Annotated in this window: 16 protein-coding genes; 9 read left to right on the top strand and 7 right to left on the bottom strand. The window is 70.2% G+C overall.

What is annotated here, in order from left to right:
* Positions 1–262: 262 nt before the first annotated feature.
* On the bottom strand, positions 263–1,087 hold the full coding sequence (locus tag FHS44_RS35775) for an SGNH/GDSL hydrolase family protein (protein ID WP_184723719.1): 825 nt from the start codon (positions 1,085–1,087) through the stop codon (positions 263–265).
* 187 nt (positions 1,088–1,274) lie between these two features.
* Between FHS44_RS35775 and FHS44_RS35770 the strand changes: the two genes are divergently transcribed.
* A complete protein-coding gene (locus tag FHS44_RS35770) occupies positions 1,275–2,084 on the top strand; it encodes an SAM-dependent methyltransferase (RefSeq protein ID WP_184723716.1) in 810 nt (269 codons plus the stop codon).
* 3 nt (positions 2,085–2,087) lie between these two features.
* Here the strand turns inward: FHS44_RS35770 and FHS44_RS35765 are convergent, their stop codons facing one another.
* Both FHS44_RS35765 and FHS44_RS35760 read right to left on the bottom strand, forming a co-directional pair.
* Entirely contained in the window at positions 2,088–2,999 is a 912-nt protein-coding gene (locus FHS44_RS35765) for a Sco1979 family transcriptional regulator (protein ID WP_184723713.1), read from the bottom strand.
* Positions 3,000–3,158: 159 nt separating this feature from the next.
* A complete protein-coding gene (locus FHS44_RS35760; protein ID WP_184723711.1) occupies positions 3,159–4,061 on the bottom strand; it encodes a hypothetical protein in 903 nt (300 codons plus the stop codon).
* A 115-nt stretch (positions 4,062–4,176) separates the two neighbouring features.
* Here FHS44_RS35760 and FHS44_RS35755 point away from each other — a divergent pair, with 115 nt between their 5' ends.
* Together FHS44_RS35755 and FHS44_RS35750 are read left to right on the top strand one after the other, a co-directional pair.
* Positions 4,177–4,416: a hypothetical protein gene (locus FHS44_RS35755; RefSeq protein ID WP_184723708.1), complete on the top strand. Its 240-nt coding sequence runs from the start codon at positions 4,177–4,179 to the stop codon at positions 4,414–4,416.
* Positions 4,417–4,500: 84 nt separating this feature from the next.
* Complete coding sequence (locus tag FHS44_RS35750; protein WP_184723705.1) at positions 4,501–4,809, top strand: hypothetical protein; 309 nt, start codon at positions 4,501–4,503, stop codon at positions 4,807–4,809.
* Positions 4,810–4,858: 49 nt separating this feature from the next.
* Here the strand turns inward: FHS44_RS35750 and FHS44_RS35745 are convergent, their stop codons facing one another.
* Positions 4,859–5,488, bottom strand: a complete 630-nt coding sequence (locus FHS44_RS35745) for a nucleoside/nucleotide kinase family protein (protein WP_184723702.1) — start codon at positions 5,486–5,488, stop codon at positions 4,859–4,861.
* A 283-nt stretch (positions 5,489–5,771) separates the two neighbouring features.
* Between FHS44_RS35745 and FHS44_RS35740 the strand changes: the two genes are divergently transcribed.
* From FHS44_RS35740 to FHS44_RS35725, 4 genes are all read left to right on the top strand, one after another.
* A complete protein-coding gene (locus FHS44_RS35740; RefSeq protein WP_184723699.1) occupies positions 5,772–6,071 on the top strand; it encodes an isoamylase early set domain-containing protein in 300 nt (99 codons plus the stop codon).
* Between the two features lie 153 nt (positions 6,072–6,224).
* Positions 6,225–6,950, top strand: a complete 726-nt coding sequence (locus FHS44_RS35735; RefSeq protein WP_184723696.1) for a hypothetical protein — start codon at positions 6,225–6,227, stop codon at positions 6,948–6,950.
* Between the two features lie 100 nt (positions 6,951–7,050).
* Positions 7,051–7,434: an STAS domain-containing protein gene (locus FHS44_RS35730; RefSeq protein WP_184723693.1), complete on the top strand. Its 384-nt coding sequence runs from the start codon at positions 7,051–7,053 to the stop codon at positions 7,432–7,434.
* 99 nt (positions 7,435–7,533) lie between these two features.
* Positions 7,534–7,803: a hypothetical protein gene (locus FHS44_RS35725; RefSeq protein WP_184723690.1), complete on the top strand. Its 270-nt coding sequence runs from the start codon at positions 7,534–7,536 to the stop codon at positions 7,801–7,803.
* Between the two features lie 16 nt (positions 7,804–7,819).
* Here the strand turns inward: FHS44_RS35725 and FHS44_RS35720 are convergent, their stop codons facing one another.
* Positions 7,820–8,221 (bottom strand): ATP-binding protein, encoded by a 402-nt coding sequence (locus FHS44_RS35720; protein WP_184723687.1) that lies wholly within the window; start codon positions 8,219–8,221, stop codon positions 7,820–7,822.
* 182 nt (positions 8,222–8,403) lie between these two features.
* The gene (locus tag FHS44_RS35715; protein ID WP_184723684.1) at positions 8,404–8,622 is read right to left on the bottom strand and encodes an EF-hand domain-containing protein; all 219 of its coding nucleotides are present in this window, start codon (positions 8,620–8,622) and stop codon (positions 8,404–8,406) included.
* A 114-nt stretch (positions 8,623–8,736) separates the two neighbouring features.
* On the opposite strand from FHS44_RS35715, the gene FHS44_RS35710 reads away from it, so the two are divergent.
* Positions 8,737–9,210, top strand: a complete 474-nt coding sequence (locus FHS44_RS35710; protein ID WP_184723681.1) for a GNAT family N-acetyltransferase — start codon at positions 8,737–8,739, stop codon at positions 9,208–9,210.
* 3 nt (positions 9,211–9,213) lie between these two features.
* On the opposite strand, the gene FHS44_RS35705 is transcribed toward FHS44_RS35710, so the two are convergent.
* Entirely contained in the window at positions 9,214–10,827 is a 1,614-nt protein-coding gene (locus FHS44_RS35705; protein ID WP_184723678.1) for a beta-N-acetylhexosaminidase, read from the bottom strand.
* A 132-nt stretch (positions 10,828–10,959) separates the two neighbouring features.
* On the opposite strand from FHS44_RS35705, the gene FHS44_RS35700 reads away from it, so the two are divergent.
* Positions 10,960–12,678 carry a sialidase family protein gene (locus FHS44_RS35700; RefSeq protein WP_184723675.1) on the top strand — a complete coding sequence of 573 codons (1,719 nt, stop codon included), beginning with the start codon at positions 10,960–10,962 and terminating at the stop codon, positions 12,676–12,678.
* The last annotated feature ends 36 nt before the right edge of the window (positions 12,679–12,714 follow it).

Below are 12,714 nucleotides of genomic sequence, written 5' to 3'. Positions count from 1 at the left end.
GTTGACCACCCAACTATCACGCACTTACTGGAAAGTTTACTTACAATTGCCGAGACGGCGACAGTGAACCACGCGTGGCTGGAGCGTTACAAGCCCCCTTTTTGCAGGGCTTTCTCTCCCGGTGCTGGTGTGCCGCATTGACGAGTCGGGTCTAACTTTAAAGACACTTTCCAGTAAGAACGTCTTTTGACAGCCGTGAGGGCGCTCCCGGGGAATATGACTTCTCCCCTGGAGCGCCCTCCTGTGCGGGCCGTCCGTCAGCTCATCGGTCGTCGGAGGGGTAGGTCAGCTCGGCGAGCAGGTGCTGGCCGGAGGCGTCGGGGTGGAAGTAGTCCCAGGTGTTGACGTCGGACAACTCGAAGCGCTGGTCGAAGACCGCTCCCCCGTCGTCACGGCAGGTGGGGTACTCGGCGCAGACCTTCTCCGCGACCAGGTTGAAGTCGACGACCCTGGCCCGCACCCGCTCCCGCCTGGCGACGTCCTCGGGGTCGGTCGAGCGGGGCCGTTCGAGCAGCGACTGGCAGATGTTCAGGGTGGCCCAGGCCACCCGGGCCGCCGTCTTGTCCTTGGCCACCTCCCACAGCCGCTTGACGTCGGGAATGCTGGCGACCAGGATCGCCGTCTCGGGCAGGCCGCTGGTCAGGGTCTGCAGCGCCGTGCGGAAGGCGGCCTCGTAGTCGGCGACCGAGGTCATGGTCTCCTCGGAGGGCGTGCAGGCGTCGTTGGCCCCGATCAGGATCGTGACGTACTCGGCCCGCTGGGAGACCGCACGCTCGGCCTGACCGGGAAGCTCGGCGACCTTGGCCCCCGTCTTGGCGTCGTTGTGCACGACGAGGGAGGGGTTGGCTCCCTTCAGCCGCAGGTAGTGGCTGTCCACGGACGAGGCGGACCCCGTGGACCACGACCTGGACGGGCAGTCGAGATAGAAGCCGCAGGCGTTGAAGCCGCGGGTTATGGAGTCGCCGAGCGAGGCCATCGAGGTGATGGACACCCTGGTCTCGGCGCTTGCCGTACCTGGAGCGAGGGCGGGGGCGAGGGCGACGGGGAGGGAGAGAAGAACAGCGAGAAAACGGCGGGGGGCGGACAAACCAGGCCTCCTGAACTGCGGATTCGTCGGTTCTGGTGCTCAGAATGTGAGCCGGTTCTCATCGCCTTGACAAGCGGAACGACTCCTTCCTCACGGATCGGTAAGGAAGGTCAGACCCCGGCGTCCCGGGAAGAACGGTGCCGGGACGTCCTAGATCGTTTCGGTGGGAGGTGACTACACTCGCCGCGTGAGCCGCGACCAGTCCCCTCCAGACGGCATCGACACCGGCACCCCCCACGTGGGGCGCGTGTACGACTACGTCCTCGGCGGCAAGAACAACTACGCCGCGGACCGCGAGTACGCCGACAGGATCGTCGCCCAGATGCCCGACTATCCCGTGCTGGCCAGGGCGAACCGGAGCTTCCTCAGCCGGGCCGTCGCGTTCATGGCCGAGGCGGGCGTCAGGCAGTTCCTCGACCTGGGGGCGGGCATCCCGACCTCACCGAACGTGCACGAGGTCGCCCGCGAGACCCATCCGGACGCGCGGGTGGTCTACGTGGACAACGACCCCGTCGTCTCGGTCCACAACGACGTGCTCCTGGCCACCGACAGGCTCCTGGTCTCCATCAGGGCCGACCTCGGACGGCCGCAGGACGTGCTGGAGCATCCCGACCTGCTGCGGCTCATCGACTTCGACGAACCGGTCGGGGTGCTGCTGCTGTCGGTGCTGCAGCTGTTCCCCGGCGAGACCCCACGGGAGGTCGTCGGGCCTTTCCTTGGGCGCATGGCCAAGGGCAGCCTTCTCGCCATCACCCACCCGAGCGCCGAGGGCGACCAGGAGGCCGTGGGGCGGGCCCGCGCCGCGCTCGCCGGGGGGCCGGTCACGGTCACCCTCAGACGGCACGCGGAGATCCTGCCGTTCTTCGGCGGGCTCGACCTGGTCGAACCCGGCCTGGTGGACGTGACCACCTGGCGTCCCCGGATGCCGGGACGGCCGACGAACATGATCGTGCTCGGCGGCGTGGCCAGGAAAGGCGTCGCCAGAAAACCGGCCTGAGGCTCAGTCCGGCAGCCGCTCGCGCAGCTCCCGCAGGAAGTCCCTGCTGGCGGAGATGGAGTAGGCCTGCACGCACAGGCTGTCCATCACCTGCGTGTAGTGGTCGGTCTCCTCCCGCTTCTCCACGTAGAGCGCGCTGGTGAGCTGCTCCATGTAGACCACGTCGGGCAGGTCCTTGTCGGGGAAGCGCAGGATGGAGAACGGCCCGCCCGCCGCCGCGTGCCCGCCCCGGTGGAAGGGCATGATCTGCAGCCTGACGTTGGGCAGCTCGGTGACCTCAAGCAGGTGGTCGAGCTGGGCGGCCATGACCTTCGGCCCCCCGATGGGACGGCGCAGCACGGCCTCGTCGACCACGGCCCACAGGATGGGGGCGTTCTGCCGCGTGAGCCGTTCCTGCCTGGCCAGCCTGAGGGCGACCCTGCGGTCGATCTCCTCGTCGGAGGCGGTGCCGTGGACGAGCATGATGACCGCGCGGGCGTACTCGGCGCTCTGCAGGAGCCCGGGGACGAACTGGACCTCGTAGTTCCTGACGACCGAGGCCGCCTCCTCAAGGCCGACGTACACCTGGAACCAGCTCGGCAGCAGGTCACCGTACTTGTGCCACCAGCCGGGGGCGTTGGCCTGCGTGGCCAGCGCGAGCAGCGGCTCCCGCTCGGCGGGGTCGAGCACGCCGTACAGGGTCAGCAGGTCGGCGACGTCGCGCTCCTTGAAGCCGACCCGTCCCAGCTCAAGGCGGCTGATCTTGGCGTGGGAGGCGCGGATGGCGTATCCGGCGTCCTCCCTGGAGACACCCCTGGCCACGCGCAGGCGCCGCAGCTGCGTGCCGAGGAGAATCCGCAGGATGGTCGGACTGTTGCCCCCCGAATAGGCGAGCACACCACCCATCGCACCGTCTTCGGCATGCTGTATGCCCATGCTTGCTCCCTGTCACCCGAGGACGGTGCAACGGCTTCCTGTTCCAGACGCGGATAGTACAACTTTGGCAGCCTTGTCCACACATTGGATATACGGATGTCATGGGATCTTTCCCTAATGGAGATTTAAGGTCATGTTCGAAAATGTTCGTCTTTTTCGTTAAATGACCATGTTCCATACCCTCTGAGAACCTTCTGGTTTTCCGGTGAGCGTCCTGATCCGGTGCCCTTCCAACCGTGTCAACGTCACCATGACCGAGGCGCCGAGTGCCGTCGCACTCGCCAGCAGCACGGCTCCGGAGAGCGGGGTGAGGTCGGCCGGGGCGAGTCCCCGCGCGGCCTGGAGCACGCTCACCACGACGAGCCCGCCGTACCCCGTGGTGGCCAGCGCGACCAGGCGCGTCCTGGCGCGCTCGTCCCAGGAGGTCAGCGTGAGCAGCCCGGCGAGCGCGGGCAGCGCCTGCAGGGCGTGCAGCGTGACCGCGTGCGGGACCTTCAGCTGCCCGGCCGCGCCGAGGATCGACAGGTCGGTCTGGTCGGGAGGCAGCCCGATGACCCTGCCGTTGGCGATCAGTGCCCCGCCCGCGACCTGACTGAGCAGCAGTACGGCCAGGCCCGCCCTGATCGCCAGGCTCATGCTCGGTGAGGCGTCCAGCCCACGGAAGGCGCGGACCGCGATGACCACGATCGGCGGGATGAGACCGGCGAACGCGGTCACGGCCAGGACGGCGGAGACCGCCGTGTCCACCGGGGTGCCGAAGTTCAGGTGGGAGGGCACCCCGCGCCAGCGCTGGAGGTCAATCAGCGCCACCTCGGCCACGCACGCCGTACCGAGGGCGCCGAGCAGCGGGCCGCTCCGCACGGGAGGTGGCCTGAGCCTGCCGGTGACCCAGACCAGGCAGGCCAGCGTCAGGCCGAAGGAGAAACCGAACAGGATCGGCTTGCGCCAGGAGACCGGCCCCGCCCAGCCGCCGCCGTCCACGGCGTACACGGCCAGGTGGAAGACGGCACTGGCGAGCAGCAGCGCCGCGACGCCGTACCAGAACCGCTGATGAACGCGCATGGTCCCAAGCTTCGGCCCGGTCCCTCGGGCGGCAATCCCACGCGGGAGGGTCCCTCGCCTACGCCCCGGGGAGTAGGCGTGGAGTCGGCTCCCGGGATGGGGGTATGGGGAGCGGATGAGCATCCACGATGAACTCCGACAGGTCGAAGAGGATCTGGCCAGGCTCCGTTCCGAGGTCGCCGGGCTCCGCGAGCAGGTCGGTGATCTCGGCCCGACGGACCCCATGGACCGCTCGGCGCTGATCTCCATGGCCGACCAGCAGGAGGCCCTCGCGGACGAGCTTGAGGGACGGCGGGAGAGCCTGCTGAAGCGGATCGGCGACAACGGCAAGCGGGTCGACGCCCAAGACCTGTAGAAATCCTCCCCCTAAATCTGGACATTCGGTTACATAAAACCCGAAAGGGTACCGATACCAGCGAACAGTCCATCGGGGGGAATAATGATCAACATACTTCGCAAGGCGGGCGTGAAGTCCAGCACGATGTACGCCGCGGGTTTCGCGTCCATCGGCCTGTCCTTCGCCTCCTGGCTGACGTCCAAGTCGGTCGAGCACGCCGGGCTCGACCGGGCCGACCGCTGGGGCATCTTCATCGGCCAGTGGGCACCGACCTTCTTCGCGCTGGGTGTGGCGCTGCGCATCGAGGAGACCCAGGACACCGAGGTCCCCAGGAGCAAGCACGACATCCGTGAGGAACTGATCGAGGCGGGCTACGCCGAGGGCAGGGCACCCTCACGCGCCGGAGTCTGACACCCCGGCCGGACAAGGCGGGCGGCCAGGCGCCGCCCGCTCTCGTCTGTCATCCCGGCCCGGCCAGCGCGGGATGCCGGGGGTCGTCCACGCGGACGACGACGTCGGCGGCACCGACCGGCCCGACCTCCCGCTCGTAGCGCGCGTAGGCGGGCAGCGTCCAGCGCTCCCCCTCCGCCGTCCGCCTGGCCAGCGCGCCCGGTGACAACCACAGGTGCACGGTCAGGTCGAAGGCGAGCCACCTGCCGAGCAGCAGCGCGCCGTCCAGCAGCAGCACCCCGCCCGGCGGCACGGTGACGTACGGCGCGCGGGTGGCCCGGTCGATCCTCGTGTCCCACAGCGTGGGCAGCACCTTCCCGGAACGGCCGGGTTCCAGCGGCCCGAGCACCTCCCTGCCGAGGGCCCCGACGTCGAGCCAGTCGGTGTAGAAGGCGTCGGGATCCGTCTTGCCGTACTCGAAACGCAGAGACGCCGGGCGCAGGAAGTCGGCGGCGGACACCCGCATGACCTCGCGCCCGCGCAGCCGCAGCGGGGTGACCAGCTCCTCCGCCAGCCGTTCCGGGTGCGCGGCGGGCGCGCCGTCGAGGGCCACCCGCACCCAGGAGGTACGGGGTCCGGCGGCGATCCGGTCGGCGAGTTCCTCGACGAGGTGCGCGGGCGAGATAGGCCTGATGTCCACGGGGACATCTTTATCGAACCAGTCGTACCAAGGACTTCGCCGACTATCCCCATAAGCATCACGTTCCAGTCAAGGTCGGACGTGATCCCGACCAAAAATCGACGCTCCGTGTTGCCGGGCGATGACTGGCGGTAACCATCCATGTGGATCGTTACCGCCAGCCGTGACCCGGATGTCGGCTTCCTGATCGCGACCCGCAGGCGAGGGCCGCGACGGAGGCCCGTGCCGCCTGGCGGGACCACGGCCGGTTACCTACGGACACAGTGATGTCAGGAGAGACTCGATGATCAAGCGTGGTAAGCCCACCAAGAACGGGAAGGTCAGACTCACCTTCACCGTGCCGCTCGACCGGGCCGTCGGCGGAATCTCACTGGTCGGCGACTTCAACGACTGGGATCCCTACGCCCACCCGATGGAGCGTAAGAACGACACCTACCAGGTGAGCCTCACCGTCCCGTCGCAGCAGCCGATCCGCTTCCGCTACCTCGCCGACGGCGGGGTCTGGTTCGACGACGCGGACGCCGACCACCACGACGAGCAGGGGAGCCACATCCACCCCGCGGGCCAGCTCGCCGGCGCCTAGACCACGATCGCTTCCCACGAGACGGCCTCCCCCCACCGTCCCGCTTAGGGGGATCTGTCGGGAGAAGCCCGTTTGGAGACACGACGGCGGGTACGACGACAGGAGGACGCGGGGGAACGGGGAGGCGATGTGCGGGCGACCCACACAGGGCGCATGACGGACGCCGCCGGGACCGGCACCACTTCCGGGACCACGGTCGCCCGTTGGCTCGCCGCCGCGCGTGACGGACGCGCGGTGTTCACCGACGGCGTCTCCTTCCAGGCCACGCTCCGCGTGCTCGACCATCCGATGTTCGGCGTCCCGGCCCTCGACGGGCCCGGTGACCATCCCGCGCTGGTCCGCCTGTCCAGGGCCGGCCTGCTGCCCTCTCCCCTGCCCGACGTGCTCGGCCTGGCCGTACGGCTGCCCGGGGCGGGTGGCGCGGGGGGCGACCTCGACCTGCTGCTGTGCTCGGCGCTGTGGCCTGGCCTGCTGCCTCTGCCCCGGCGCCGTTTCGTCCCCGGGGTCTACTCGACGATCCTGGCCTACGACCACGCGGGCGAGCCGCTGCGCTTCCTGGCCGTGGGGTACGGCCCGGCCTCTGGGGTGCCCGCCGTACCGGCCCTGCTGAGGAAGGCGGTCGCGGACGGACCGATCGAGTTCACCCTCGGGGTGGACGGCGCGGACAGGCGTCCCCTGGTACGGCTGAGCGTCCACACTCCCCTGCCGGAACAGGCCGGTGACCTGCCGGGATTCGACCCGGTGCTGAACAGTCACCCCGCGCTGCGGCCCTCGGAACGGCTGCAGGCGACCCGGCTCGCCACCTACGCGGGCTCGCGCGCGGGACGGGCGGGGAAGCCGTCACCCGCTGATCATCCGCCGTTCCTTCCCGGCCGTTGAACTGTCCTCAGCCATGGGCGTACGGTGGTTGGAGTGGTTTCCGTCTTCGCACGGCTCCCATAAGGGCGCTGTCTCAGGCTGAGGTAGACAGCGGGGCATCATGACACGGCTTTCCGTCACCGTGAACGATCACCCACGGTTCTCCGTGGTCTCGCTCAACGGCGATCTCGACAAAACATCGGCCCCACGGCTTGAGGAGACGCTCACCGAGGTGCTGACGCGGAGACAGTCGCGCGTCATCATCGACACGACGGGGCTCGGTTTCTGCGACTCAAGCGGCATCTGGACCCTGCTGACGACGCTGCGGCGGGCCTACGAGCGCAACGGATGGCTGCGTCTGGCGGGAGTGCACGGGGTGCTTGGCCGCCTGCTCGAACTGACCAAGCTCGCCGACGCCTTCCCCATCGACCGGGACGTGCACGAGTCCCAGCAGCGGGCGTTCGGGGAGAGCGCGCTGACGGACCCCCTGGCAAAGAGTCGCTGACGGAAGGCCCGTGACACGTCAACGACGGCGTCGCGGCTCCCACCCGGGCTCCTAGGGTGATCGGGCAAGGTAGGCCGAGCCCATAGAGGGAGCCAAGGGATGTCGCGTGTCCGTATCACGATGGACAAGGCCGCGCTGCGTGACGTGGCCCCCGGTGCCGCCGCGCGTGAGGCGGGCTTCGACGTCCGGGCCGTCCAGGTGATCCGCCGGGTCGGCGCCTCGCACGACGGGCGCCCCGCCGAGGAGGTCTACGAGGCGCTGCGCACGAGCCTGTTGCAGATCCCGGGGTCGCGGCCGTTCAACGAGGCGCGGGTGCGCAGGTGCGCGACGCTGATCAGCGAGCGGCGGGACCCGCTCTCCCGCGACTGAACCTTCCTCAGGGGTCTCAGAGGCGCAGCATGGTGAGCCGTACCGTCGAGGCGCCCCGCTCGGCGAGAATCTCCACCGAGTCGCACATCTCCCGCATCAGCCACAGCCCGTAGCCCCTGCGGGAGCCGATGGGCGGCCGGACGCGGCCCGCCCCGGTGTCGGTGAGCAGTCCCGCCTCGTCGCTGATCTCCGCGACGACCCGGTCGTCGTCGCACCGCAGGACGATCCAGCCGCCGGTGCCCGCGTGGTCGAGCACGTTGTTGGCGGCCTCGCTGATGGCCAGGACGAAGTTGGTCTCCCGCAGCTCGCCCAGGGCCGCCGCCGCGAGGAACTCCCTGGTCTGGCGCCGCATCTCGGCCAGGTCGTCCCCGATGGGGAAGGACGTCCTGCGCACCTCGCCACGGGTCCTCTCAGCCACGGGTGTCCCCCGTGGCGCGGACCGCCCGTCCCGGGTCACCGGCCGGGACGAGAGCGGGTGACCCGTCGGGGTCCGTCCGTCTGTCCGGGCGAATGGCCATGTCCTCACCGAGAGATCCGTTGGTGGACCAGGTATCGTCACACTACCCGACCCCCCTGGGCCGATCTTCGAAGGGCCGCCCGTCAGTCGCCGGAGACGATCCTGACGAACTCCTCGAAGGACAGCCGCCCGTCGCCGTCGGCGTCCGCGTCGCGGTTCAGCGAGCCGAGCGCCTCGGCGGGCAGGTCGGGGAAGTGCGCGCCGAACTCCTCGTCGGTGACGAAGCCGTCCCCGTCGGCGTCGATGGCGTCGAACGTCCGCCTCAGCTCCGTCAACCGCTCACCGGTCGGCTCTTCCCGCATGGTCGCCCGCCTTTCCCGACGTTTCCGACATCCCGTGTGTGACCAGACAACCTACGGGACGCATCCCCGGTACGGCCACGCCGACCCTCCTGACCGTGACCCTAGACTGCGGGCATGATTCGTCCCGCAACGCCGGAGGACGTCCCGGCGATCGTCGATCTGATCCGCGGCCTCGCCGAGTACGAGAAGGCGCTGCAGGAGGTCAGAACCACCCCCGAGCAGTTGCGCGAGTCCCTCTTCGGCCCCGAGCCCGCGGTGTTCTGCCATGTCGCGCAGGACCCGGACGGGGAGATCGCGGGCTTCGCGATCTGGTACGTCACCTACTCGACCTGGCTCGGCAGGCACGGTATCCACCTTGAGGACCTCTTCGTGCGTCCGGCCGCCAGGGGGAAGGGGTACGGCAGGCTGCTGCTGACCGAGCTGGCCCGGCTCTGTGTGGAGCGCGGGTACGGCAGGCTGGAGTGGCAGGTGCTCGACTGGAACACCCCGGCCGCGGAGTTCTACGTCTCGCTCGGCGCCCTGCCCCAGCAGGAGTGGATCCCGTACCGGATCACCGGCGAGGCCCTTGAGGCGCTCGCCGCCCGCTGACGCTCACCCGGCCTGGCCGTCCCAGGTGACCTGCGGCGAGTGGTGAAAGCCGAGGTCCATGGCCGCCCACCGGGGTCCCTGGGCGCCGAGGCGGCGCGCGAAGGCCGTCCAGTCGTGCGTCGCCCTCGGCGACCACCCCAGCTCGGCGATGGCGGGCAGCCGGGGGAAGGCCATGTACTCGATCTCCTTCTCCGTGGAGATCGCCTCCGTCCACAGCGGCGCCTCGACGCCGAGGACGGCCGAGGCGGGCACGTCCTCCAGGTGGGAGCCGGGGTCCCAGTCGTAGGCGTCGCGCACCTCGACGTAGCCCGCCCACTTCTGCCCGGGGACGGTCTCCTCGTCGTACTTCATGTCGAGGTAGGCCCGGTTGGCCGGTGACATGACCACCCGGGCGCCCTTGGCGACGGCCCCGGCCACCAGCGGGTCTGCGCCGGTGCGTCCCCAGTACTGCAGGACGCGTCCCTCCTGGTGGCGCACCTCGGGCTCGCCGATCTGGTGCCATCCCATGACCGTCTTGCCGGTCGCGGCGACCATCGGCTGGACCCGGTTCATGAACGCCGCGTACCGCTCCGGCGGGGTCGCCGTGGCCTCGTCGCCACCGATGTGCAGGTAGGGGCCGGGGGTCAGCGCGGCGATCTCCCCGAGGACGTCCTTGACGAAGGCGTAGGACTCCTCCTTCGTGGTGCACAGCGTGCTGAACCCGACGTCGGTCCCGGTGTAGGGCTTCCTGGCCTTCCCGTCGCAGTTCAGCTCGGCGTAGGAGGCCAGCACCGCGTTGGTGTGGCCGGGCAGGTCGATCTCGGGGACGACGGTGACGTGCCGCTGGGCCGCGTACTCGACGATCTCCCGGTACTGCGCCTTGGTGTAGTGGCCGCCGGGGCCGCCGCCGACCTGGGTGCGCCCGCCGTACTCGGTCAGCCTTGGCCTGCTGTCGACGGCGATGCGCCAGCCCTGGTCGTCGGAGAGGTGCAGGTGCAGGTGGTTGATCTTGTAGAGGACGATCCGGTCGATGTACCGCCTGACCGTCTCGACCGGGTGGAAGTGGCGGGCGACGTCGAGCATGGCGCCCCGGTAGGGGAAGCGGGGGTAGTCCACGATCCGCCCGCCCCGCACGGTCCACGGCCCCGGCACGGCGGTGGCGCTCTCGATCCGGGGCGGCAGGAGCTGGCGCAGTGTCTGCACCCCGTTGAAGAGCCCGGTGCCCGTCCTGGCGCGGATGACCACGGCCTCCTCGGTCACGTCGAGCTGGTAGCCCTCGGAGCCGACGACCGGGTCGGCGCCGGTGAGCAGCAGCGAGACGCCGCTCTCCTGTCCGTCCTGGACGACCGGCAGGGCGTAGCCGGTCGAGGGGCGCAGCAGCCCGGCGAGGTAGGCGCCGACCTGGGCCGCCTCCGCCGAGCCCGCCTCGGTGTGGACGGCCGCGTCCGGCGCCAGCGTGTAGGAGATGTCCGCCGCGGGCCGTACCGAGACGGGCACCGGCAGGACCTCCCCCATCGGGGCCGGAGCCGTACCGCCACGCGTGGTCAGCGTCACCGCTCCCGCGCCGAGCACGAGGACCGAGACGGCGGCGATGCGTGCGGGCCAGGAGCGCCACAGGCGGGCCAGGATCGGTGCCATGGCGTTCCCTCCAAAGGATGATCTCGTCGACCACCCTCACCGAAGGCGCGGACCGGCGTCAAGAAGGACACGACACCGCCCCTTAACCCCCGGGCAACCCCGCGGCCATCCGGCACCTGTTCGCTGTGCTCCATGCCCTGGCCTGAGACCGACGCCGTCGGATCGGACGTCACCACCCCCGTCATCGTGTACGGCACCGCAGCGCGGACCCCGGACGGGGAGCTGGCACACGAGGGCAACCGGGTCCCCGACGTCGTCGCGCTCGACGCCCGGCGGCTGGTGGTCGCCTGGCGGGCCGGGCTCGGCGACTCCCGCGACCCGGCGCCGACCGACCAGGGCTCCATCATGTACGCCAGGTCCGTGGACGGCGGGACGACCTGGACGGTCGGCACACTGGCCCCGGCGACCGCGACCCACCGCTACCACTACGTGATCTTCCTTAAGGACGGGGACGCGCTGTACGCGCTGCTCGGGAGGATCACGGTCGCCGAGGACCGTGACGCCTCGGGCGACCTCGACGGCTTCCCCGTCGCGATGACGGCGAAGCGGAGCCTCGACGGCGGCGTGACCTGGGCGGACTTCCCGATCGTCGTGGACGTGCCCGGCAACGCCCGGGGTGTGGTCGTCGCCGGTAAGCCGCTCAGACACGACGGGGTGTGGCTGGTGCCGTACTGGCGGAGGGTGGGGACCGCGACCAGGGCGGGGGTGCTGCGTTCGACGGACCTGGTCACCTGGACCTCCGGTGGCCTGGCCGACAACCCGCCCGGCGTCGCGGTCGAGGAGCCGCAGATCGCCCCCTCCCAGGACGAGCCGGGCACGATCGTGATGGTGACCAGGACCCTCGACCTGACCGGGGGGACCACCCCCGCCGAGCGGGACGCGCACTACCGGGCCAACGCCGCCTACTGCGCGACCGCGACGAGCCGGGACGGCGGGCTGACGTGGTCGCCGATGAGGCTGGACCGCGAACTGCCCAACTACTACGTCAAGACGTTCTTCCACGGCGACTCGGCGGGCCGTCACCTCGCGATCTACAACACCTTCGCCGGGCCGTTCCTCGGCGCCTCGGCCACCAAGCCCGACCAGTACCGCGAGGTGCTGCACTACAAGGTCAGGCGGCCAGGGCGGCCGTGGGAGCCGGGGCGGCTCTTCGCCGACGGCCCCAGGCTGACCAGGGGCGCGGCCAGGGGGTGGGACGTCTACCCCAGCGCCGACGAGTACGAGCCCGGCCGGTTCGTGGTGGTCTGGGAACACAACCAGACCAACATCAAGGTGGCCAAACTCGACATCTCCCGCCCCTTCGCGGGCGACGACCTGCTCACCGGCACCTGGACGCTCACCGGCGGGGCGCGGAACGACGCGGGCGTGATCCGCCTCAGGAGCACCGGCCCGGTGCCGTCCCACGCCTGGCGTCCCCTCGACGTGTCCAGGGGGTGTGACTTCACGCTGGAGTTCAGGGGGCGGGTTGACGACGACAGCGCGCTCGACCCGCGCACCGGCGCCGGGGTCTGTCTCGGCGCGAAGGTGGCCAATGGCGCCAGACGGCTGATGCTGACCGTGCAGCGCGGCGGGGTCTGGACGATGCGCAAGGGCTCGTCCGTCTGGGAGCGGGTCCACCCGCTCGGCGGCGCGGGAGGGCTCGCGACGTGGCGGGTGGACGTGGACAGCGCCGGGGTCGCCCGGCTGCTGCGCGACGGCGTCGACACCGGGGTGACCTGGGTCGTCCAGGACAGCAGGGAACGGCCCCAGCTCGCCCACTGGGTGACCGGGACGCCCGGTGGGAACGCGGCGGCGGCGACCGTCGAGTGGACGCGGCTGACCTCTTTCCTCCGGGATCGCACCCTGCCCTGACCGCCTCGTCCATCTCTCCTTCCCCGAGGTCGGCGC

Origin of the sequence: Streptosporangium saharense (assembly GCF_014203715.1) — a bacterium.
In the GTDB taxonomy this organism is placed as follows: domain Bacteria; phylum Actinomycetota; class Actinomycetes; order Streptosporangiales; family Streptosporangiaceae; genus Streptosporangium; species Streptosporangium saharense.
Note: the sequence above shows the minus strand (reverse complement) of the source record. Positions and strands in the feature narration are given on the sequence as shown.